Annotated in this window: 17 protein-coding genes; 5 read left to right on the top strand and 12 right to left on the bottom strand. The window is 67.9% G+C overall.

Annotated features, from left to right (window positions below; translation table 11 throughout):
- Positions 1-8 precede the first annotated feature (8 nt).
- The 8 genes from AACX88_RS05075 to hutU form a co-directional block, all read right to left on the bottom strand.
- Entirely contained in the window at positions 9-1,709 is a 1,701-nt protein-coding gene (locus tag AACX88_RS05075) for an ABC1 kinase family protein (protein ID WP_339392026.1), read from the bottom strand.
- Positions 1,710-1,922: 213 nt separating this feature from the next.
- Positions 1,923-2,681, bottom strand: coding sequence for an IclR family transcriptional regulator (locus AACX88_RS05070; RefSeq protein WP_339392025.1), 759 nt, complete (start codon positions 2,679-2,681; stop codon positions 1,923-1,925).
- A gap of 3 nt (positions 2,682-2,684) precedes the next feature.
- Positions 2,685-4,154: a formimidoylglutamate deiminase gene (locus AACX88_RS05065; protein WP_339392024.1), complete on the bottom strand. Its 1,470-nt coding sequence runs from the start codon at positions 4,152-4,154 to the stop codon at positions 2,685-2,687.
- The gene (locus AACX88_RS05060) at positions 4,151-5,449 is read right to left on the bottom strand and encodes an allantoate amidohydrolase (RefSeq protein WP_339392023.1); all 1,299 of its coding nucleotides are present in this window, start codon (positions 5,447-5,449) and stop codon (positions 4,151-4,153) included. The genes AACX88_RS05065 and AACX88_RS05060 overlap by 4 nt, the downstream gene beginning before the upstream one ends.
- 1 nt (position 5,450) lies before the next feature.
- On the bottom strand, positions 5,451-7,142 hold the full coding sequence (gene hutH, locus AACX88_RS05055; protein WP_339392022.1) for a histidine ammonia-lyase: 1,692 nt from the start codon (positions 7,140-7,142) through the stop codon (positions 5,451-5,453).
- Positions 7,143-7,284: 142 nt separating this feature from the next.
- The gene (locus AACX88_RS05050; RefSeq protein ID WP_339392229.1) at positions 7,285-8,601 is read right to left on the bottom strand and encodes a YjiH family protein; all 1,317 of its coding nucleotides are present in this window, start codon (positions 8,599-8,601) and stop codon (positions 7,285-7,287) included.
- Between the two features lie 48 nt (positions 8,602-8,649).
- Positions 8,650-9,933: an imidazolonepropionase gene (hutI, locus tag AACX88_RS05045; RefSeq protein WP_339392021.1), complete on the bottom strand. Its 1,284-nt coding sequence runs from the start codon at positions 9,931-9,933 to the stop codon at positions 8,650-8,652.
- A 185-nt stretch (positions 9,934-10,118) separates the two neighbouring features.
- A complete protein-coding gene (hutU, locus tag AACX88_RS05040) occupies positions 10,119-11,876 on the bottom strand; it encodes a urocanate hydratase (protein ID WP_339392020.1) in 1,758 nt (585 codons plus the stop codon).
- Positions 11,877-12,402: 526 nt separating this feature from the next.
- Between hutU and AACX88_RS05035 the strand changes: the two genes are divergently transcribed.
- The 5 genes from AACX88_RS05035 (at position 12,403) to catA (ending at position 17,387) form a co-directional block, all read left to right on the top strand.
- Positions 12,403-13,995 carry an AAA family ATPase gene (locus AACX88_RS05035; RefSeq protein ID WP_339392019.1) on the top strand — a complete coding sequence of 531 codons (1,593 nt, stop codon included), beginning with the start codon at positions 12,403-12,405 and terminating at the stop codon, positions 13,993-13,995.
- A complete protein-coding gene (locus AACX88_RS05030) occupies positions 13,995-14,984 on the top strand; it encodes a LysR substrate-binding domain-containing protein (RefSeq protein WP_339392018.1) in 990 nt (329 codons plus the stop codon). The genes AACX88_RS05035 and AACX88_RS05030 overlap by 1 nt, the downstream gene beginning before the upstream one ends.
- A complete protein-coding gene (locus AACX88_RS05025) occupies positions 14,981-16,081 on the top strand; it encodes a mandelate racemase/muconate lactonizing enzyme family protein (RefSeq protein ID WP_339392017.1) in 1,101 nt (366 codons plus the stop codon). The genes AACX88_RS05030 and AACX88_RS05025 overlap by 4 nt, the downstream gene beginning before the upstream one ends.
- A 69-nt stretch (positions 16,082-16,150) precedes the next feature.
- A complete protein-coding gene (gene catC / locus AACX88_RS05020) occupies positions 16,151-16,426 on the top strand; it encodes a muconolactone Delta-isomerase (RefSeq protein WP_339392016.1) in 276 nt (91 codons plus the stop codon).
- Positions 16,427-16,514: 88 nt separating this feature from the next.
- On the top strand, positions 16,515-17,387 hold the full coding sequence (gene catA / locus AACX88_RS05015) for a catechol 1,2-dioxygenase (protein WP_339392015.1): 873 nt from the start codon (positions 16,515-16,517) through the stop codon (positions 17,385-17,387).
- Positions 17,388-17,682: 295 nt separating this feature from the next.
- On the opposite strand, the gene AACX88_RS05010 is transcribed toward catA, so the two are convergent.
- From AACX88_RS05010 to AACX88_RS04995, 4 genes are all read right to left on the bottom strand, one after another.
- Positions 17,683-18,369: a DUF1345 domain-containing protein gene (locus AACX88_RS05010; protein ID WP_339392014.1), complete on the bottom strand. Its 687-nt coding sequence runs from the start codon at positions 18,367-18,369 to the stop codon at positions 17,683-17,685.
- 215 nt (positions 18,370-18,584) lie between these two features.
- Positions 18,585-20,135 (bottom strand): amidase, encoded by a 1,551-nt coding sequence (locus AACX88_RS05005; RefSeq protein WP_339392013.1) that lies wholly within the window; start codon positions 20,133-20,135, stop codon positions 18,585-18,587.
- Positions 20,132-21,478 (bottom strand): M20 family metallo-hydrolase, encoded by a 1,347-nt coding sequence (locus AACX88_RS05000; RefSeq protein ID WP_339392012.1) that lies wholly within the window; start codon positions 21,476-21,478, stop codon positions 20,132-20,134. The genes AACX88_RS05005 and AACX88_RS05000 overlap by 4 nt, the downstream gene beginning before the upstream one ends.
- 112 nt (positions 21,479-21,590) lie before the next feature.
- Positions 21,591-22,892: an MFS transporter gene (locus tag AACX88_RS04995; protein ID WP_339392011.1), complete on the bottom strand. Its 1,302-nt coding sequence runs from the start codon at positions 22,890-22,892 to the stop codon at positions 21,591-21,593.
- Positions 22,893-22,973: the final 81 nt, after the last annotated feature.

Raw genomic sequence — 22,973 nt, 5'->3', positions numbered from 1 at the left:
ACCACCCCTCACCGGGCCTTGCGGGCGATCTTCATGAGCTCCTCGGTGACGGTGATGTGACTGTTGCGGCGCACGGTCAGGCTGCGCCAGGTCACCACGGACACCCCGGCCGCGGCGAGACCGGCGACAGAGATCCCCTTGACCGTCGGTCCCGTCCGATTCGCCAGCAGCTGGGAGGCCGCGAGCAGCGACGACGACGCCATGAGCCCGTCGATGAGCTTGTCCGTGAGCTCGTCGGGGTCACGCAGATTGATCTCGAGCCGTGTCTCCCCCTTGCGCAGCTGCTGGACGAGGATCTCGATGTCGCGCGGCAGCTCGCGGGCCATCCGCGTCCAACTCGTCGTCGACCGCACCAGCCGCTCGAGCATCTTCTTCGGACTGGACTCCCGCATCACATGCCGGCGCAGGTACGGCGTGAGGTACTCCTCCATCGTCACCGTGCTGCCGAGCTGGATCCCGAACCCCTCGAGGCGACCCATCACCCGCACGAGCATCGCGAGATCGCTGGGGAAGACCAGCTCCTTCTCGTGGAGGAGCTGCATGCACGCGTTCATCGCGGCACTGAGCTCGATGTCGTTCGACGCCGTGTCCTCCGGCAGGTACTGCGCCATCCATTTGTCGATGGCCATCTCGAGGTCCTTGACGTCCGTCGACGCCGGAGCGTTGCACACGACGATGATGACGTCGGTGAGATCGGAGACGTCACGGCCGATGACGGCGGTGAGCAGGCGGATGACGTCGTTGCGCCGTGGGCCGGCCAGATAGCCGACGTCCCCATAGTCGAGGAGGACGAGGTGCTCGGGATCCGGGATGAGGAAGTTCCCCGGGTGCGGATCGGCGTGATAGAGCCCGTGGTCGAAGATCATCGACATCCACGCGTTCGTCACGTGCTGCGTCATGTCGTTGACATCCCACCCGGCCTCGGTGACGTCGTCCCGGTTCTTCGGCTGCTTGCCCTCCATCTGCTCCATCGTCAGCACCCCGGTCGCACTGAGCTCGGGGTACGGCGTGGGCACGAGCAGCCAGTCGAACTCGGCGAGCTCTCGGGTGAAGCGCTGCATCGACCGCAGCTCGTTGCGCAGATCCATCGCCTGCGTCATCATCTCCGCGAACTGCTCGACGGCCTTCGACGGGTTGAATCGCGCAAGCTCCGGGTCTGCGCTCTCGACGAATCGCGCCACCTTCCGCATGAGGTCGAGGTCCCCGCGCACCTTCTCCTCGGCGCCGTAGTGGAGGACCTTGACCACGGCAGGTGTGCCGTCCTTGAGCACCGCATGATGGGCCTGCGCGACCGAGCCCGAGGCGAAGGGCTCTTCGTCGAAGGAGGCATAGAGTTCGGTGACCGGGGCACCGAGGTCGGACTCGACCCGCTCTCGCGCCTTCCCCGGCGGATCGGCGGGCACTTCCGCCTGCAGCTGTGAGAGCGCCTCGGCGACATCTGATCCCACAAGGTCAGCCCGCATGCTCAGGGACTGTCCGAGTTTGATCCACGTCGTCCCGAGCTCGGTGAACGCCGCGGTCAGCCGGGCACCGGGGTCGAGTTTGACGAGCTCCGGGTCGGCGAACTTCGTCGCGAGGTTCGAACTGCCGTCAGCGGCGGCGAGCGTCCGTGCGGAGCGCTCGGCGATGCCGTACCGGGCGAGCACTTCGAGGATCTCGCGGGCCCGCCCCGCATCGTCGCCGAACATTGTCAGATGTGGGGATGCCATGCCTGCTCCTGGTCTCGAGCGGTCCCTCTCGAGCGCCGCTGCGTGTGGGGTGGGCACAGTGTAACCGTCCGGCCTCCGCGACGGGTGCGAAGACGGTCCTCGCCGAGGTGTCCCTGCGTCGGGTGGGAACGCTGAGGTGGGTACCCGGATCGGCGGATACCCGCCGAGGTGGCCTCCCCGTCTCCGGGTCCGCCTGCCCTGCGAGCCCGCGGGCTATCGGAGTTTGGCGGTCACCTCGGCGGCGGCGGTGAGCACCCGCTCGACGAGGGTCTCGGACACGTCGGGGGCACCGTCGGTCTCCGTCTCCGAGGCCGCGACCGAGAGCCCGATGGCCGCGATCGGGCGGGCGAGCACATCGTAGACGGGGGCGGCGAGCGTCGAGATCCCCGGCGTCACCTCGCCGTGCTCGATCGCGAAGCCGGCCCGCCGCGTCTGCGCGAGCAGGGTCCCGAGCTGCCGCAGGGAGGCAGGCCCCTGCCCGGTGCGGGTGACGAACGCGGATTCGGACTGGAACATCGCAAGCACCTCGGACTTCGGCAGCTGGGCGAGGATCGCCCGCCCCGTGGCCGTGAGGTAGCTGGGCATGCGCACCCCGGTCGCCGTGACGACGGCGACCGATCTGATCGACTGCTCCTTGAGCACGTACACCGTCTCCCACCCGCGGATGACCGCGAGCTGCGCCGTCGCCGAGGTGTCTTCAGCCAGTTGCCGCACGATCGGCTGGGCGAGCCGCTGCAGGGGGTTGGTCCGCAGGTAGGAGCTGCCGAGTTCGTGGACGCCGGGACCGAGGACGAACCCCGGTTCCGTGCGCACGACGAGGCCGAGCTCTTCAAGCACTGCGAGGAGCTCGTAGACGCTCGACCGGGGCAGGTCGAGCGCCCGGACGAGCGCTCCGGCCGAGATCGCGCGGTTCGACGACGCGAGGTGCCGCAGGATCGCGACGGATCGCCGCAGCGCCGGGACCTCAGCCACGGGTCAGTCCACCGACCCAGCGGTGGGTGCGGTTGCCTGGGTGCCAGGGTCGGCCGCCTCGGCGATGGTCGTGGTCGTCTCGACCGTCTCGGCGACGGCCGAAGCCGTCTCAGAACCGGCACCCGGATCCATGCCCAGTGCCGCGAACGCCTCGGCGTAGAGGTCCTCGATGGGTCCGAGTTCGGTGTGCACTCCGTGGCGGATGCGCACGACCCCGCCGCTGACGGTGAGGGCGACGTCCGCGGCGGTCGCTGAGAGCACGACCTGCTCCCCGAGCGACCCGAACGTGCGCATACTGTCGGTGCGCACGGCGATGAAATCGCACGCCCTGCCGGCGCTGAGCTCCCCGACGGGCAGATCGAGGCTGCGCGCCCCACCCGTGGTCAGGGCCGCGATGAGCTCGGCCGGGGAGAACCGTCCCCGCTGGCCGCTGCGCAGCCGCTCGCCGGCTTCGAGGCCCTGGGTCTCCCGCAGCGCATCGAGGACGACGTGCTGGTCGGAGCCGATCGCGATCCTCGCCCCCGCCTCGGCGAGCTCCTTGGCCGGACCGATGCCGTCGGCGAGGTCGGCCTCGGTGCACGGGCACATGACGATCGTCGTCGCGCCCTCACCGAGGACTGCGATGTCCTCCTCGCTCAGGTGCGTCGCATGGACGGGCGAGAGGGTGTCGCGGACGACCCCGGCCCGGGCGAGGACTTGGGTCGGCGTCGTCCCGTACGCCGCGAGCGAGGCCTCGTTCTCGGCGGGCTGTTCGGAGAGGTGGACGTGGACGGGGCCGGTGATCTCGGCGAACCGGGGCAGGTCGGATGCGGGGACCGCGCGGATCGAGTGGATCGCCGAACCGACGGTTACGAAGCTCTCACCGGGAGCGCCGACGGGGAATTCGGCGGCGAAGGTCTCCTCGAGCGCGGCGTGGCGGTCCAGGTACCCGTCGATCGTGCCGTCGCCGAAACGAGCCTGTTCGGCCGAGAGTTCGGTGCCGATGCCCCCGGTGAGGTAGCACGTGTCGAGGAGGCGGATGCGGATGCCCGCCGAGGCGGCCGCCCGGGCCAGCGCCCGCTCCATCGCGTGGGCGGCCGGGTAGGCGGCACCGCCGGGGGCGTGGTGGACGTAGTGGAATTCGCCCACCGAGGTGTACCCGCCGGCGAGCATCTCCGCGAACACGGCGCGAGCGACGGTCTCGTAGGACTCGGGGCTGAGCCGCCCTGCCACGGAGTACATGACCTCGCGCCACGTCCAGAAGGTCCCGCCGTCGCCGTGAGTGCGGCCGCGGAGGATGCGGTGGAACGCATGGGAGTGGGCGTTGACGCCGCCGGGCAGGGTCAGCCCGGGAACCGCCTCGGCGCCGTCGGGTGCCGCGGTGATTCCGGTCTCGACCGAGGTGAGAGTGCCCGTCTCGTCGGCGGTGAGCAGCACCCCGGAGGCGACCTGGCCGTCGACCCAGGCCGTTTCGCACCAGAACTGCGTACTCATCGCAGGCCTCCCGCCGAGGTGTCGGCCTGCCCGGGCTCGTCTGCGCGGGAGGCCGGATGGGAGGCGGCTCCGCCTGTGGTCGGGACGCCGAGTTCGTTCTCGAGGACGGAGACGAGTGCGGCGACTCCTGCCCGGGCGTCGTCGTCCTCGCACGCCTCCTCCGGAGCGTGGGAGACGCCGGTGGGGTTGCGGACGTAGAGCATCGCCGAGGGCAGGTGCGGGGCGAGGATGCCCGCATCGTGGCCGGCGCCCGAGGGCAGCATCGGTGCGCCCGGGAGCACGGAGCGCAGGCGGTCGTTGAGCTCGGCGGTGAAGCGGGTCGTCGGCGAGTAGGACTCCTGCGAGATGCTCACGCTCACCCCGGTCTCCGCGGCGTGTTCGCGGGCCCGGGTCGTGATCGCGTCGAGGACGCGGTCGACGACCGCGTCGTCCTCGTGACGGATGTCGAGCCAGAAGCTCATCCCCGAGGCGATGACGTTCGTGCCGCCCGGGTGGATGAGGGTGCGGCCCACGGTTGCGACGGCTCTCGTGTCAGTGGCTGCCGCTAGGGTCGGCACATCGCCGATCACTCGCGATGCGGCCACCACTGGGTCAGCACGGTGGCTCATCGGAGTGGTTCCCGCGTGATTGCCCTGACCGGCGAACGCGAAGTGCCAGCGTCCGTGACCGATGATGGAGGTGCCGATGGCCACAGCCTGATCAGTGCCGGCCAGACCGATGCCCTGTTCGACGTGGAGTTCGATGAACGACCCGATGCCCGCCAGGCGCGCCGGATCGGCGCCGATGCGCTCGGGGTCGAGGCCGTAGCCGCGGGCGACGTCAGCGAAGGTGTCGCCGTTCGCGTCGGTGAGCCCGAGCGCGCGGTCGGCGTCGATCGCGCCCGTGATGAGCCGGGATCCGAGGCAGGCGACGCCGAATCGGGAGCCCTCCTCCTCGGGGAACACCGCGAGTGCGAGCGGTCGCGTGGCGGCCTCGAGCGCGCCCGAACCCTGGAGTTCGTCGACGGCGGCCAGCGCCGAGGCGACACCGAGGGGTCCGTCGAAGGCACCGCCGCCGGGCACGGAGTCGAGGTGGGAGCCGGTGACGACGGCTTTCTCACCCGGCGCGGTCACCCACGCCCAGGTGATGCCGTTGGCGTCGATCTCGGTGTCGAGTCCGCGCCGGTCGGCTTCGGCGAGGAACCAGTCGCGCAGTTCCCGCTCCGTGGCCGAGAAGCCCGGGCGCTGGTAGCCCGGTCCTCTCGTGTCCCGTCCGGTGTCCTCGATCTGGCCGAGCAGGGAGACGACGTCGCTCATCTCAGGCGTCCTCGTCCGCGTGGTATTCGGTCGTCGCGGCGGCGGTGCCCGAGGCCTCAGCGGCGGCGTCGAGGTTGCCGAGCGCCGTGAAGTCGGGGTCGTCGACGGCCGGTCCGCCGCCGACGGGCTGCCACATGCCGGCCTCGGCGGTGACGGTGTGGTGGAGCGGGGTGACCGACTCGGCGGCGGCGACGAGGGAGCCGTCCTTGACCTTCGCGATCGTCTCGGCGAGCTCCGGGGAGAGGAACCGGTCGGGGCCGGGACCGGGCACGGTCTCACGGATCGTCGAGATCACGGCGCCGGTCACGGGTGTGGGGTCGGCTTCGCGCATGTCGCACGCACGGGAGGCGGCGTAGAACTCGATGCCGATGACGCTGGCGAGGTTGTCGACGACCTTGCGCAGCTTCCGGGCCGCGGACCAGCCCATCGACACGTGGTCCTCCTGCATCGCCGAGGACGGGATCGAGTCGACGGAGGCGGGGGCGGCGTTGCGCTTGGCTTCGGAGACCATCGCTGCTTGCGTGTAGTGGGCGATCATCAGACCCGAATCGACGCCGGCGTCGTCGGCGAGGAAGGGGGTGAGACCTTGGTTGCGGGCGACGTCCATCATCCGGTCGGTGCGGCGCTCGGACATCGAGGCGACGTCGGCGGCGACGATCGCGAGGAAGTCGAGCGCGTGGGCCAGCGGCGCACCGTGGAAGTTGCCGTTCGAGGAGACCATGCCGTTGGTGAGCACGACGGGGTTGTCGATGGCTGCGCGCAGTTCGCGTTCGGCGACCTGGGTGGCGAAGGCGACGGCGTCGCGGGCGGCGCCGTTGACCTGCGGGGCGCAGCGCATCGAGTACGCGTCCTGGACGAGGTGCGTCGAATCCCGGTGGCTGGCGGTGATGCCCGAGTCCTTGAGGGAGGCGAGCATGTTCGCTGCCGAGGCGGCCTGACCGTCGTGCGGGCGCAGCGGGTAGTGGAGTTCGGGGGCGAAGACGGCGTCGGTGCCGAAGAGGCCCTCGATGCTCATCGCTGCGGAGACGTCGACGGCGGTGAGCAGGCTCTCGAGGTCGGTCAGGGCCATGATGAGCATCCCGAGCATGCCGTCGGTGCCGTTGACGAGCGCCAGGCCCTCCTTCTCGGCGAGCGTGACCGGGGTGATGCCGGCGGCGGCGAGGATCTCATCGGCGGGACCGGCCACACCGTCGGGACCTTCCGCGACCCCTTCGCCCATGACGACCAGGGCGCACGCCGACAGGGGTGCGAGGTCGCCCGAGCACCCGAGCGAACCGTACTCGTGGACGACCGGGGTGATGCCGGCATTGAGCATGTCGACGTAGGTCTGGAGCACCTCGGCGCGCACACCGGTGCGACCGGTGGCCAGGGTGCGGGCACGCAGGAGCATGAGGGCGCGCACGACCTCACGTTCGACGGGCTCGCCGACACCTGCGGCATGGGAGCGGATGAGGGACTTCTGCAGCTGGGTGCGCAGCTCGGCGGGGATGTGGCGCTGGGCCAGCGCGCCGAAGCCGGTGGACACGCCGTAGACGGGCTTCGGCGCTTTGGCGAGGGCATCGATCGCCTCACGGTACTTGCCGACGCGGGCCAGGGTCTTCTCGCTCAGGGACACCTTCGCGTCATGGCGTGCGACGTCGACCACCTCGGCGAAGGTGAGGGTGTTCGGATCGAGATCGATGACTGCGGACATCGGGGGCCTTTCTTCGTGGTGACTTCTGGTGGTGGAGCTGCGGTCGGCGGGACCGGACGGTCATGCCTGGTGGTGAAGCTGCGGTCGGGTGGGCAGGTGGGTGCGGGTCCGCTGAGCAGTGTACGGCCGGCGGACCCCGGATTCAGAGCAGGAGGTGGGCGAGCGGGGCGGAGATGAGGATCGTGAGCACGACGCGTTCGAACCAGATGATGACGAGCGCGCCGACGGAGATCGGGATCTCGGTGGCGAGGATCGAGGGCACCATCGCGGAGAAGAAGATGATGCCGGCGACGGAGACGACGGCGATGACGAAGCGCAGCACGAGGTCGTCGGAACCGGCGACCTGAGTGGCCGGCAGGAACATCTCGACGATCCCCAGCGCCGAGGCCTTGCCGGCGAGCACCGGGTCGGAGAGCTGCGTCACCCAGGTGAAGGGCACGAAGATCCAGCCGAGCCAGTCGAAGATCGGGGTGTACTTCGCCAGCAGCAGGCCGATGAGTCCCACGGAGAGGATCGACGGGAGGATCGAGGACGCCATGAGCAGGCCGTCGCGGAAGTTCACCCACAGGTTCCGCCCCAGGCTCGGGGTCTCGGCCAAGGTCGCCTTCGCCTCGCGCCACGCCACCCGGAACCGATGCTTGGTCACCTTCTCCTCCGGCTGCGGGGTCGCGCCCGGGAAGTAGGTGTCGGGAATCGACCGCAGCGGCGGGAGGTGGACGGTGATCGCGGTGACGACGAACGTGACGACGAGGGTGAAGAAGAAGTAGAGCAGCCAGTGATCCATGAGGTCGAGCGTCTTCGCCACGACGATCATGAACGTCGCCGAGACCGTCGAGAAGCCGGTCGCGATGATCGCGGCCTCCCGCGCGGTGTACTTGCCCTCCTTGTACACCCGGTTGGTGATGAGCAGGCCGAGCGAGTAGCTGCCGACGAACGAGGCGACGGCGTCGATGGCCGACCGGCCCGGGGTCTTGAACACCGGTCGCATGATCGGCTGGACGAGGACGCCGATGAACTCCATGAGCCCGTAGCCGACGAGGAGGGCCAGGAAGATCGCACCGACGGGCACGATGAGGCCGACGGGGATGACGAGCTTGTCCCAGAGGAAGGGTCCGATGTCCTCGGCGGCGAGCCACGCCGGCGGGGAGGTGAGGATGAGGATCGCGACGACGAGCCCGACGACGCCGAGGACCGCGAAGATCCCTTTCGTCACCGAGGACTTCCACGTCCCTGTGACGAAGGGACGCACGGCGCCGAGGAGGATGAGCGCGAGCACGATGAACGGCACGACGGGGGCGGCGAAGGTGCGGATCGCCGTGACGATGTGGTCGAGCGGGATCGTCGAGGTGCCGGCGATCGTGATCGGCACGAAGAACATGACGATGCCGATGGCGCTGTAGGCGAAGAACCGCCACGTGCCAGTCGGCTTCGTCGCCTGCGCCTCATCGGTGTGGGACATCATGATTCTCCTTCGAATCTCGTAAGCGGTGCGAACCCGGTCACCGGCTCAGGCTCCCGGCCGGTTGTCGGCGACGAGCTCGCCGCCGGAGAAGACCTGGTCGACGAGCTGCACGCCCGGCCGGTAGGCGAGGTGACGGTAGCTGGGGGCGTCGAGGACGACGAGGTCGGCCCGGGCGCCCGCACCGAGGTGGCCGACGTCCGTGCGGGCCAGGGCGTGGGCACCGCCGGCGGTCGCCGCCCACACCGCCTGGTCGACGGTGAAGTGCATATCGCGGACTGCCACCGCGATGCAGAAGGGCAGGCTGTTGGTGAAGCACGATCCCGGGTTGCAGTCCGAGGCGATCGCAACACTCACTCCGGCCGCGAGGTAGCGGCGGACGTCCGGGTAGGGCTGGCGGGTCGAGAACTCGACGCCGGGCAGCAGGGTGACGATTGTGCCCGCCTCGGCGAGGGTGGCGAGGTCCTCATCGGAGGCGAAGGTCGCGTGGTCGACGGAGACGCAGCCGAGCTCCGCGCCGAGGCGCAGCGCCCCGCCCTCGGTGAGCTGGTTCGCGTGCAGTCGCGGCAGCAGGCCTGCGGCCTTGCCGGCGTCGATGATCCTGCGGGTCTGGTCCTCGTCGAAGGCCCCGGTCTCGCAGAACACGTCGATCCACTTCGCCGTGCCCACCGAGGCGGGGATGATCTCGTCGATGATGAGCGAGACGTAGGTCTCCGGGTCGGCCTTGTGCTCGGGCGGGATGACGTGGGCGGCCATGAGCGTGGACTCGGGGGTGTGGCGGCGGATGATCTCAAGCGCCCGGATCTCGTCGTCGAGGGTCAGGCCGTAGCCGGACTTGACCTCGAACGTCGTCGTCCCCTGGCGGGTAGCCTGGTCGAGGAGGTGGACGAGGTTGGCCTCGAGCTCCTCGTCGCCGGCCGCCCGCGTCGCTGCCACGGTGGTCGCGATGCCGCCGGCCGAGTACTTCTCCCCGGCCATGCGGGCGGCGAACTCGGCCGACCGGTCGCCGGCGAAGATGAGGTGGTTGTGGCTGTCGACGAAGCCGGGGATGACGGCCTTCCCGCCGAGGTCGATCGTCTCGATGCCGCTGACCGCCGCGATCTCGCCGTTGTGGATCTCGGCGTCGGCGGACCGGGGTGCGGCGAGCTGGGTGTGCAGGGTGTCGAGAGCGGCTTTGGCCTCGGAGGCTGGACCCGACCAGGCGATGCGGTCGCCGTCGATGATCACGGCTGCGTCGGTGATGACGACCAGATCGCCCACCTCGGCGGTGGGAGCGCTCGCATCAGCCTGCGCATTGGTCACGAGTTCGCTGATTCCGGTGATGAGCTTCATCGTGGGGCCTCTCTGGTCGGTCGGGGTCGGGAGTCGGTCGGTCGGGACGCGTGGGGGATGTCGTCTCGGCCGGGGAACTGGGCGGGTGGTGATCCGAGGGGGTGCCGCGGGACCTGGGGACTCATGCACGGGAAAGCCCCCCGCGCTGCGTGCCCGGCGGGCGGGCACACAGCGCGGAGGAACGGTCACTGGGCGGCGGACTCCTCGTCGCGGACATCGAGTTCGGGGATCATCGGGATGCGCATGCCGCGTTCCTGAGCGACCTCGACGGCGCGTTCGTAGCCGGCGTCGACGTGGCGGATGACGCCCATGCCCGGGTCGTTGGTGAGCAGGCGGGCGAGCTTCTTCGCCGCGAGCTCGGTGCCGTCGGCGACGGAGACCTGACCGGCGTGGATCGAGCGGCCGATGCCGACGCCGCCGCCGTGGTGGATCGAGACCCACGTCGCACCCGAGGAGGTGTTGACCAGGGCGTTGAGCAGCGGCCAGTCGGCCACGGCGTCGGTGCCGTCGAGCATCGATTCGGTCTCACGGTAGGGGCTGGCCACGGAGCCGGAGTCGAGGTGGTCGCGGCCGATGACGATGGGTGCGGAGACCTTGCCTTCGGCGACGAGCTGGTTGAACAGCAGGCCCGCCTTGTGGCGTTCCTTGTAGCCGAGCCAGCAGATGCGGGCGGGCAGGCCTTCGAACTCGACGTACTCGGCGGCGGCGTCGAGCCAGCGGTGCAGGGACTCGTTCTCGGGGAAGAGCTCCTTGAGCGCGGCGTCGGTGACCTCGATGTCCTTCGGGTCGCCGGAGAGCGCGACCCAGCGGAACGGGCCGAGGCCTTCGCAGAAGAGGGGGCGGATGTAGGCGGGCACGAAGCCGGGGAAGGCGAAGGCGCGGTCGTAGCCGGCCTTGCGCGCTTCGTCGCGGATCGAGTTGCCGTAGTCGAACACCTCGGCGCCGCGGTCCTGGAACTCGACCATCGCCTTCACGTGCTTGGCCATGGCCTCCTCGGCGCGCAGCGTGAACTTCTCCGCATCCTGGTCGGCCTCGCTCTGCCAGTCCTCGAGGCTGACGCCGATGGGCAGGTAGGACAGCGGGTCGTGGGCAGAAGTCTGGTCGGTGACGATGTCGACCTCGGCGGCCTCGGGGCGGTCGAGGATGAGCGGGAGGATCTCGGCGGCGTTGCCGACGAGTCCGACGGAGAGCGCCTGACCGTTCTTCTTCGCCTCGATGACCTTGGCCAGCGCGGTGTCGAGGTCGGTCTCGACCTCGTCGAGGTAGCGCTTGGCCTGACGGCGGTCGAGGCGGGTCTTGTCGACGTCGATGATGAGGCAGGCGCCGCCGTTGAGGGTGACGGCCAGGGGCTGGGCCCCGCCCATGCCGCCGCAGCCGGCGGTGATCGTCAGGGTGCCTGAGAGGGTGCCGTCGAAGCGCTTGCGGGCGATCGCGCCGAAGGTCTCGTACGTGCCCTGGAGGATGCCCTGGGTAGCGATGTAGATCCACGATCCGGCCGTCATCTGGCCGTACATCATCAGGCCCTCGGCCTCGAGTTCGCGGAAGTGCTCCCAGTTCGCCCAGTCGCCGACGAGGTTGGAGTTGGCGATGAGGACGCGCGGGGCCCATTCGTTGGTCCGGAGCACGGCGACGGGCTTGCCGGACTGGACGAGGAGGGTCTCGTCGTCCTCGAGGTCGTTCAGCGTGCGCACGATCGCGTCGTAGGCCTCCCAGGAGCGGGCGGCGCGGCCGGTGCCGCCGTAGACGACGAGGTCCTCGGGGCGTTCGGCGACCTCGGGGTCGAGGTTGTTCATGAGCATCCGCTTCGCGGCTTCGGTCTGCCAGCTCTTCGCGGTGATGTCGGTGCCGCGGTCGGCGCGGATGACCCGGCTGGGGTCGTGCTGGGTGAACGTCGGCTTCGTCGCCGAGGTGGTCGACCCGGTGCTCTCGGTCGTGGCGGTCATGTGACTCCCTTTCTCTGTGTCCCGGCCCGCGCGGTGGCAGCACGGGTGGGACCGTTGGTCTCTGTGATCGGCGGCGTTTCCGCCTCGGAGGACCGAGGGCTCCCGGGTGACCGAGGCATCCCGGTGCCCTGGTCGTCCTGGGCGCCCGAGTCGTCCCGGGTGTCCGAGGGAGCGGATCGCCGATCGTGTCGGGCCGACTGTGCGCCGGCCGCGGCATCGTCTGTGACTACACATTCAATTGTCACCGCTGGCCGCAGAAGCGGAAGTGGTCCGGATCAAGTTCTGTCCGAAATATCGGACACTGATCATGAATCGAGGTGAGGCAGGCGCGGACCCGCACTCTCCCCATTCATGCCTGTGAGTTATCAATCAAGTACTTTTCGGCTCTGTAAATGTGATCGCCGTCGCACTAGCGTGAAGGGCACAGCCAGGTCCGCCCGTCACCGGTCACACGACCCCACGCGGTCAGACGACTCCGAACACCCGTACGACCCGAACGCTCATACGACCCCGAAGAGGAACGACGATGTTCATCGCCCCCACCACGGTCATCGGCGCCACCGCCTCCGATGACCTGCTGCCCACCCGCATCCGGGCGCAGAACTGGCGTTCGGCGGAGATCGGCATCCCCGACCGGGACCTCACCGACACCGCTCTGACCGACCTCGCCGAGGCGGCCGCCGCCCTCGACGACACCGCCTTCGGGCGCCGTGTCGACGCCGTGCTCTCGAGTCGCCGAGGTCAGATGCCCGTCATCCCCGACATCGCCTCGGCGGCGGAGATCTTCCGTCAGTTCCTCTCCTCCGCCCGAATCGACGGCTGGCTCTACGTCCGCGAACCCGACGGCTTCCTCCATCCCTACCTCGTCACGGGCATCGAGATGGAGCACGGGGACAAGACGCGCGGCCCGCGCATCAAGGTCACGCTCGACGCGGACAACCCCACGGTCAAGCGGCCCTCTCGCGCCCCGCGGATCCTGTACTTCGAGGACACGGAGATCGTGGGCAAGACCGCAGAGGAGGCATTGACCTCGGCGGGCGCCTTCCGCGAATCCCCTGCACTCAAGGCCGACTACGCTGACCGGCGGGCACGGTTTCAGGAGATCATCGAGACCGGCTTCGGCGCCCAGTTCGTCTTCACCGGACGCGCCATCCGCACCGACGACCACCGGGCGGCGAACCGACGCACCGCCCGCAAGGTCGTCGACGACGTCGCCCCGGGCGAGGTCGCGGCCCTGCGCGGGGTCGCCGCCTCGGTGCTCTTCGACGAAGGCGAATACGGTGAGATCCCCGTCGTCACCGCCGTCCGCGTCTTCGACCTCGCCGCCCAGGACTTCCTCGACGTCAACACCGGCGACCTCACCGCCTACGCCTACGATCCGAGCCTCCAGGACAAACTCGTCCTCCCCGCCGAACAGCGCGAGCTGCTCACGATCCTCACCAGCGACATCACGGTGTTCACGGGAGACATCATCGACGGCAAGGCCGCCGGCAACGTCATCCTCGCCAAGGGCAGGCCGGGAGTCGGGAAGACCCTGACGGCGGAGGTCTACGCCGAGGCGATCGGACGCCCCCTCTATTCGATCCACTCCGGTTCGCTCGGCACGACGCCCGAGGCGGTGCGGAAGAACCTCGAGACGATCTTCGACCGGGCCAAGCGCTGGGACGCCGTCCTCCTCCTCGACGAGGCCGACGTCTTCGTCCTCGAACGCGGGCTCGACCTCATCCAGAACGCGATCGTCGCCGAGTTCCTCCGCACCCTCGAGTACTTCGACGGGCTCCTCTTCCTCACGACCAACCGCAGCGACGGCGTCGACGAGGCGATCCTCGCCCGGTGTGCGGCGGTCATCGACTACGAGGCACCCACCCCCGCCGATGCCCGTCGGATCTGGGAGATCATGGCCTGCGGCAACGAGGTCGTCCTCGAGCCCGCCCTGCTCGACCGGCTCGTCGCCGACTTCCCCGAAATCACGGCCCGTGACATCAAGATGGTGCTGCGCCTGGCCCTGCGGATCAGCGCCCACCGAGGCGGCCCGCTTGCCTTCGCCGACTTCGCCCATGCCGCCCGCTTCCGCGGCATCGAGGCCACACCGCCTGCCGGCGTCGCCGAGGTCGCGTGATGATCGAGACCCGCCAGCTGCAGTACTTCGCGATGGTCGCCAGGGAGCGGCACTTCGGGCGTGCCGCCGAACGCCTCAACCTCGCCCAGCCCTACCTCTCGCAGCAGATCCGCAAGCTCGAACGCCAACTCGGCACGACCCTGCTCAACCGTACGACCCGCTCGGTCTCGCTCACCGCGGCCGGGGCCCACCTGCTCCGCGAGGCCGACCGAGTGCTCACTGAGATCGACACCCTCGGCAAGGAGGTCGGACTCATCGGCGCGGGCCTCCAGGGTCCGCTGCGCCTCGGCTTCACGGGCTCGACGACGTACGGGGTCATGCCGCAGGTCGTCAGGCGCACGGCCACCGCCGCACCTGGCCTCCAGCTCACGGTCAGCGGGGAGATGATCACCCCGCAGCTGGTCACCCAGACCCTCGACCGCAGCATCGACATCGCCCTGCTGCGCGGAACCGCGGTGGCCAAGGAGCTGACATGCCGGACGATCGGCAGCGAGGTCTGCGTGCTCGCGGTCCCCGCGGGCTCGCCCCTCGCCGAGGCGGAGACGGTCACCGCCGAGGAGATCGGCGCCCACCCGCTCGTCGGCTACCCCGAGAACTCGGTGATGTCGATGGCCACGGCGGACCACCTCGGCGAGCGGGGGCTGCGTCCGGACTACGCGATCCGCGCATCGGCGACCTCGACGCTCATGTCGCTCGTCGCCGCAGGGCTCGGGGCCGCGATCGTGCCGGGAACGGCGACCTCGCTGGGCATCCCGGGCGTGTGGTTCCGCGCGATCGACGACGCCCCGCGTACCGACCTCTCGCTCATCTGGCGCGCCGACGACGAGACGCAGGCGATCACCCGGATGACCGCGATCATGACCGACGTCGTCACCGACTTCATCGCAGACGGCCCCGGCGTCGGCGGACACCGCGACAGTGGACGCGTCGACGGACAGCACCCCGACGGACGGAGCGTCGACGCCGAACGAGAGGAGACCTCATCGTGAAGATCACCGAGGTGGAGACGATCCCCTACCGGATCCCCATGCGCAAACCCCTGCGCTTCGCCAGCGGCGAGGTCCACGACATCGAGCACGTGCTGCTGCGCATCCGCACCGATGCCGGTCTCGTCGGGTGCGCGGACATCCCCCCGCGCCCCTACACCTACGGCGAGACCCTCGACTCCGTCATCGGGGTCGTCGGCGGAATCTTCGCACCGGCCCTCATCGGCACCGATCCCCTCGACCGTGCCCGGATCCATGCGGCACTCGGCCGCACCGTCGGCAACCAGACGGCGAAGGGAGGGATCGACATCGCCGTCTGGGACCTCATCGGGCAGGCGCTGAACACCCCTGTCCACCGCCTCCTCGGCGGGTACTGCGATTCGCTCGCCGTCACCCACATGATCGGCTTCTCCCCCACCGAGGCGGCCGTCGAGGAGGCACAGCGCTTCGTCGCCGACCTCGGGGTCCGCGCCTTCAAGGTCAAGGTCGGCAGGCGTCCGGTGTCCCTCGACGTCGAGCTCGTCACGGCACTGCGGGAGCACCTCGGCGACGATGTCCTCCTCTACCTCGACGCGAACCGGGGGTGGACGGCCACCGAGGCGGCGCAGATGCTCGCCGCCACCGAGGGCCTGGATCTGCGGTTCTTCGAGGAGCCGAACGATGCCGCCGAGGTGCTCGGCCGGCGGCGACTCGTCGCGGCCTCCCCGATCCCCATCGTCGCCGACGAATCGACGCCCGACCTCGGCGCGGCGGCCCGGGAGATCCACACCGGCGGGGCGAGCGCCCTGTCGATCAAGACGGCACGGACCGGGTTCACGGAGTCGCAGAAGGTGCTCGCGTTCGCCGAGGCGCTCGGACTCGATGTGCTCATGGGCAATCAGATCGACACGCAGCTCGGCAGCATCGCCACCGTGACGTTCGGGGCGGCCTTCGAGCACTCCTCGAGGTATCCGGCGGAGCTGTCGAACTTCCTCGACATGTCAGACGACCTCATCGCCTCACCGCTCGAGATCGTCGATGGACGGGTCTTCGCCCCCACTGCTCCCGGAGTCGGGACCATCATCGACGAGGAGAAGCTCGCCCACTACCGCATCGACTGACCACGGGCGAGGCCCGACCTCGCTCCCACCGACCGCTGACCACTCACCCGCGAACCCGAAAGGAGCGCCATGCTCTACCTCGTGAGAATGGACGTCACACTTCCTGCCGACCTGTCGCCTGAGGACACCGCTGACCTGCTGGCCCGGGAGAAGGCCTACTCGCAGGATCTGCAGCGTGACGGACGCTGGAAGGAGATCTGGCGTGTCGTCGGCGAGTACGCGAACTACTCGATCTTCGATGTCGCGGACAACGACGAACTCCACTCCCTCCTCGGCGGCCTTCCCCTCTTTCCCCACATGCGCATCCACGTCACCCCATTGGCCACCCATCCGTCCCATATCTGACGGGTCCGCGCGAGTCGGCTCACCCGAGTCCGGCGCGTTCGAACCCTGGCGCCGGCAGCCTGCCGGAGCCCCATCGTAAGGAGAGACAATGTCAGTCAACAGCTTCGAAACGGAAGTCACCGCGAAGGCAGCCGACTCCGGCGCGAACGCCTCGGCGCGCTTCGCCGAACGCCAGGCGAAGGCCGGGAGCACCGGCGTCGTCGACCATGAACGCGTCGACCGGCTCGCCGGCAAGGCGATCAAGGCTCTCAACGACCTCGTCATCGAAGAGCAGATGAGCTACGAGGAGTACAACGCGTTCAAGGCGTGGCTGATCAAGGTCGGCGAGGACGGGGAATGGCCCCTGTTCCTCGACGTCTGGCTCGAGCACTCCGTCGAGGAGGTCGCGAACGCCGACCGAGAGGGGTCGAAGGGCACGATCGAGGGCCCGTACTACCTCGACGGGTCACCCGAGCTCGAGTGGAACGGCACGATTCCCATGCGTCCCGACGAACCGGGAACGCCGTTCGTGTTCAAGGGCCAGGTGAAGTCGGTCTCCGGCGAACCGCTGCCGGGCGCGAAGCTCGAGCTGTGGCATGCCGACAACCTCGGCTTCTACTCGCAGTTCGCTCCCGGGCTGCCCGAGTGGAACCTGCGGGGGACGTTCGTCGCGAACGAGAACGGTGAGTACGAGATCCACACGATCCGCCCCGCGCCGTACCAGATCCCGACCGAAGGTGCGTGCGGGCAGCTCATCGAAGCCGCCGGGTGGCATGCGTGGCGGCCCGCGCACATGCACTTCAAGGTGCATGCGCCCGAGCACATGCTCATCACCTCGCAGCTGTACTTCCCCGGCGACCCGCACAACAACGACGACATCGCCTCGGCGGTCAAGCCCGAGCTCATGCTCGACCCGCAGCCGAACCCCGATGCCGAAGGCGAGTACACCGTCTACGACTTCGTCCTCGACCCCGAGCGCTGAGGCGTGGAGCTGATCCGGGCGCTCATCAGTTCCCTGGCCCGGCTTGAGCCCACTTGAGTTTGGAGAGCTCAGTTCGTGAACTGAGCTCTCCAAACTCAAGTGGGCCGGATCTGGCCGGCCAGGTGGTGGATCGCTCCTGAGCGGCCCAGCGGGCGGATGCATCGCAGTCGCCGCCCGCCCCACACCGAAGTCGCCCCCGCGCGGGAGTCGGCCCCGCATGCCCAGGCGCCATGGTCCCCCGTGCACCACCCGCCCCCCGGATCGCCTCTCACAGACCTGCGGCGACGCCCGCCCCTCACATGGTCACATACGAGAGGATCATCGACACGAGGGTGGCTACGACGACGGAGTTGAACGCGAAGGCGACGATGACGTTCTTGCGTACGAGCGTCCAACCGGCCCGGGTGATCGCCCTGCCCGGCAGGGCCGCGGTCATCGTCGAGGAGAGCACTGCGAACGTCAGGTAGTCGCCGAAGGCCCGCTCGGCGTCCATGTCGAATTCGAGGTGGCGCGCCCCGAGGCTTCCACCCTCGCGCAGGTCGAGGCGCATGAACTCCAAGGCGAACGAGTAGACCATCACGGCCCATGAGGCGACGACATTGGCGATCCCGAGCAGGGCAGCCAGGCCGCCTCTGTCACTCGCGCCGAAGGAGAGCAAGTAGACGTTGAGGACGATCGCGACGAAGGCGGCGACCGTCGTCCAGGAGACCGCTCCCCCGGTGCTGAAGAGGATCGCCCACCAGTGCCGCCGACGGGCGAGCGCCCACCGGGAATGGACGACGAGTTCGGACTCGTCGAGGTCCTTGAGACCTGCGTGCGTCCACAGCAGGTAGACGAGGGCGTAGACGGGCCAGGCGATGAGGAAGATCTCGATGAGTCGTTCGGAGAAATCCGTGAGCTGCGATTCCTTGGGTCCGAGCGGGTTGAGCCCGAACCCGATGACGACGGTGGCGCCGACGACTGCCGCAGGCAGGATGCTCACGTTCGAACGCAAATCGTCGGAGATCGTGATCATCTGGCTGTGTCGGCGTCTCATCGTCGGCATCTCTCCGGCTCGGCGTCGCTGAGGTTCTTCCTGCTCACAGTAGTCGACCGTCCGCGCAGCGTCGGCGGAACGTGCCCAGAACGTCGACGCCCCCTCCCTCAGACCGTTGCGCGTCGTTTCAGCCCTCAGCCCAGCGCGCGTCTTCCCCGCCCTCAACCCGGCGCAGGGTCATCCCCTTCCACCAGCCAGTCCGCACGCCGGCCTGCACTCAACTCCGGAGCCAGCCCCGTCCACGGGCGCAGAAGCTCGATCGCCGAGGCGACCGTGAAGGCCGTGCCGTCATCGAAGGGGCGACCGACGACCTGGACGCCGGTGGGGATCCCGCAGTCGGCCATCCCCGAGGGCACGTTGACCACGGGCACCCGGTTGCAGATGTTGAACGGCACCGTCATGTGCGCCTGCCAGTAGTGCTCGAGACGCAGTCCCGCCCCGGGACCCTCGCGTCCAATGCCGTCGGCGCCGATCCGAATCCCGTCAAGGTAGCTCGCATCGGCCTGCAGGGCCGCCACCGCCGAGGTGGGGGTGAGGAGGATGTCGAACCCCGCCATCGCCGTGGTGAGTTCGGCCTGGATCTCCGCTTCCATGATAAGACCTTCGTAGAGGGACCGGCGGGCGGCGACCGCCTCGGCGTCGATCATGAACTGCAACGTGTAGTCGGCGAGGGTGTCCTCGTGTCCTGCGGTGGCTGCGCGCATCGCGGGAGCGAGGATCGCCCCGAAGTGGGTGGCCGAGGTTTCGAAGAGCCTCTCGCTCGTCCACGGCATCTCGATCTCCTCGACCTCAGCCTCGGCGAAGGAGAGAGCGGCGGCCACGGCCCGGGTGTTGCGGACGATGTCGTCGCCGACGGGGAAGTCGCCGAGCCGCAGACACACGGCCACGCGGAGGCCGCGCAGACTCTCGATCACCTCGGCGGGGGTGCGGTCCAAGCCTGCGAGGTAGTCGGGTGAGTCGATCGTCGCCGCGTCGCCGGGATCGAGGCCGACCATGACACGGGCGAGGAGTGCGGTGTCGGCGACGGTGCGGGCCATCGGCCCGTCCCCGCGGTACCAGTCCGCCGACAGCGGCGGGGCGCCCGGAACGCGGCCGTAGGGGGCTTTGAAGCCGACGGTGCCGGTGAAGGCGGCAGGCAGGCGCGTCGATCCCGCGATGTCGGAGGCCGTGGCCAACGGGGCGAACCCGGCGGCGAGCGCAGCACCCGCCCCGCCGGAGGACCCGCCCGGGGAGAGGTCCGGGTTCCACGGGTTGCGGGTCACGCCCCACATCGGCGAGTGGGTGACGGTCGCACAACTGAACTCCGGTGAGGTGGACCGGGCGTGGATGTAGCCGCCGGCGTCGCGGATGCGACGGATGACGGCGGCATCCTTGTCCGCAATGGTCCGACGCTCGTGGAGCAGGCCCTGGGTCAGCGTGTGCCCGGCGATCGCGTGCTTCTCCTTCGCGATGACGGGCAGGCCGACGAGCGGCCTCATCGCAAGGATGTCGTCGAGTTCGTCTGCTCGGGTCCGGAGATAGAACCGCTCCGCATCCCTCGCCGAGGCGATCGCCTCCGGAAGGATCTCCGTGACGGCTCCGATGTCGGGATCCTTCGCCTCGATGCGCGCGGTGAGCGCCTCGAGGTAGTCGACCGGAGAGAGCTCCTTCGTGCGGAACTTCGCGAGCACCTCGGTGGCGGGCAGCGCCCAGAGCTCGCCGGAAGAGCTCATGCGCTCATCCCAGCATTCGTCGGGGCTCCGGCGATCATGCGCGCCTCAGCGACTGAACGGCCGACCCAGATTGTGACGTCTCGCTCCTCGCTGAGCTCACCGCGGATAAGTTCGTGGGCAACGGACGTGAGAACAGCAAGGCCACGCAACATGTCAGCGTCAGTCGTGAACTCCCGCTCGCAGTGAGAGACACCGTCTACGCTGGGCACGAACATCATCACAGCAGGCACTCTGTGGTTCATCGCCACGGAGTCGTGACCGGCCATCGTCTCAAGCCGTCGCATACTCAGCCCTTCATTGGCGACAGCCTTCTCTGCCAGCTCGACTCCAGCCTCGGGAAAATACCGCTTGTCGCGGATGTCGAAGTCCTCGATCTCGATGGTGATGTCATGAGCCAGCGCGATGTCAGCGATCTGGGCCTTCAGCGAGTCGCGGGCGGCTCGGACGACCGCTGGATCGGAGGAGCGCAGATCGGCAACCATGTGTACGCGTCTCGGCACACCGATCGGTGAGTTCGGTTCAACAACGTGCTGCCCGACCGAGGACACAAGAGCTTCGTCGTCGAATTCATCGACCACATTCGCTACTGCAAGCACGACCTTCGCGGCTGCTACGAGAGCATCGTGCCGATCGGCCATGGCAGTTGCTCCGGTGTGCGATTGTTCACCAAGGACATCGATGTCGAGTTTCTGGGTGTACCAACTCGATTCGACGACACCGACATCCTTCCGCTCTCGTTCGAGGATGCGACCCTGTTCGATGTGGATCTCAGCGTACGAGACCGCTTCCGGTGGGGTGTCTATGCCTGCGTATCCAATATCGGTAAGAGCTTCTGCCACAGTAGTACCGCCAAGATCGTTCACGGCGAGCATCTCATCGAGATCGAACAGTCCTGCGTATACGGAACTGCCCATGATCGAAGGGGCGAACCGGCCGCCCTCCTCGTTGAACCAATTGACGACGGCGAGGTTGAAGCGCGGCATCTGGCCAGACTCGGCGACCGACTCTTTAACGCGAAGTGCAGCGAAGAGAGCAGCGAGGACGCCGTATGCACCGTCGAACCGTCCGCCGAGAGGCTGCGAATCAAGGTGCGAACCGATGAGCACATAAGGAGCGTCTGCGACGAATTCGAGACATGCGAACATGTTGCCAATCGCATCGACACGCAAGTCGAAGCCATGTTTCTCAACCCACGCGGACATCCAATCTCTGGTGCGAGCGTCTTCAGCAGTCGCTGCCTGCCTGTCGACACCATTGCGGGCGGTCGCTCCGATCGTCGAAACGTGGTGGAAGTCGGCGAGGAAAACCGAATCGCTCGAAGATGACCGTACGGTGTAATTCATGAGGCTTCACTTTCTCGTGCAGAAGACTCGGCACGTGAGACTTGATTCTGGCAGGATTCGGGCTCGGTATACAGGGTCAGTGATTCTCGAAACGCGCAACGCCTCGTTACGCTCACCCCAAACGGCCCCGCGTCTCGGGCAATCGGGTGATGAAGATCAGCGCTAGGACGACAACAGCACACGCCGCCATGTAAAACCCAGGTGCTGTGTTGACACCAGTGACGTCGACGAGCCAAGTACCGACGAACGGCGCGGTTCCGCCCATCACTGCATAGGAGACGTTGTAGCTGATCGCGGCTGAGGTGAACCTGGTTCTTGTCGAGAATCGCTCACAGAAGAAGGTGTAGCATCCACCGCCATAGCAGCAGAGCGCAAGGACAAAAATCGTCTGACCGATGAATGCAGGGCCCATTTCCCCGCTTGTCACCAGCCCGAATGCAGGCATCGAGACGGCAGCCAGAAGCACTGATCCAGCGATGAGCATTGGCCGACGCCCGAACCGGTCACCCAGATGCCCAGCGATGGGCAGGAAGATAGTGTAGCTAGCCATGGCAATGGCATTTGTCAGCAGGGCTTGCTCCCGATTGAGGTCGCCCGCGGTCTGGATGTAGGTGACGAAGTATGCGGAGAGCATATAGAAGCCCAACGCAGTGAGGCCGAGGACGAAGAACACTTGGAGCATCCCGACCCAGTTCTCCCGAAATGCTTCGCGGATCGGACTGAACTCCTTCGGCCGCGTCTCGACGGTCATCTTAAACAGTTCACTCTCGTCCGTGCGCGATCGAATCCACAGGCCCACCGCTGAAAGTGGCAATGCCAGAAGGAACGGAATCCGCCAACCCCAAGACTCGAATGAAGCGTCGGACATTATCGTCGAAAGAAGCAGGATAAGCCCACCAGCGAATACCGATGGAAGAGCCGTCGCAGCGAGCGTGATGTTGATCCATAGGCCGCGCCTGTCCACCGGTGCGTGTTCGTAGACGAAGGACGGGCCTCCGACAGATTCACCACCTGCTGAGAAGCCCTGGCCGAGACGGGCAAGGATGAGCAGGATCGGTGCGACCCAGCCGATTTGGTCGAAACCGGGCAAGACGCCGATCAGCGCGGTGCAGATGCCGACAAGGAAGATCGTGATGGTCAGGGTCCTTCGGCGACCTACCTTGTCGCCGAGTGCGCCGAAGAAGAGGCCGCCGAGCGGTCGCATGACGAACGCAACTCCGAAGGTCGCGAAAATGACGAGAAGGCCGGTGATTCGGTCACCCTGAGGAAAGAAGTACTCAGAGAGGATTACAGCGGATAGCCCGTAGAGCGTGAAGTCGTAGAACTCAACGAACTGACCGATACTTCCACCGACAAGCACCTTCTTCTGCATGCTTGTCGACTTGCCGGCCTGTTGCACCTGTGTTGCGGACATTCCTGCTCCAATCCTCGTCGTCGCGGATTCCCCCATCTTTGCGGGCAGGGTCATATAGGTCCAACAGATACTTTTTGTGTC

The sequence above is a fragment of the Brevibacterium metallidurans genome, assembly GCF_037101285.1.
GTDB classification, from domain to species: Bacteria; Actinomycetota; Actinomycetes; order Actinomycetales; family Brevibacteriaceae; genus Brevibacterium; species Brevibacterium metallidurans.
Note: the sequence above shows the minus strand (reverse complement) of the source record. Positions and strands in the feature narration are given on the sequence as shown.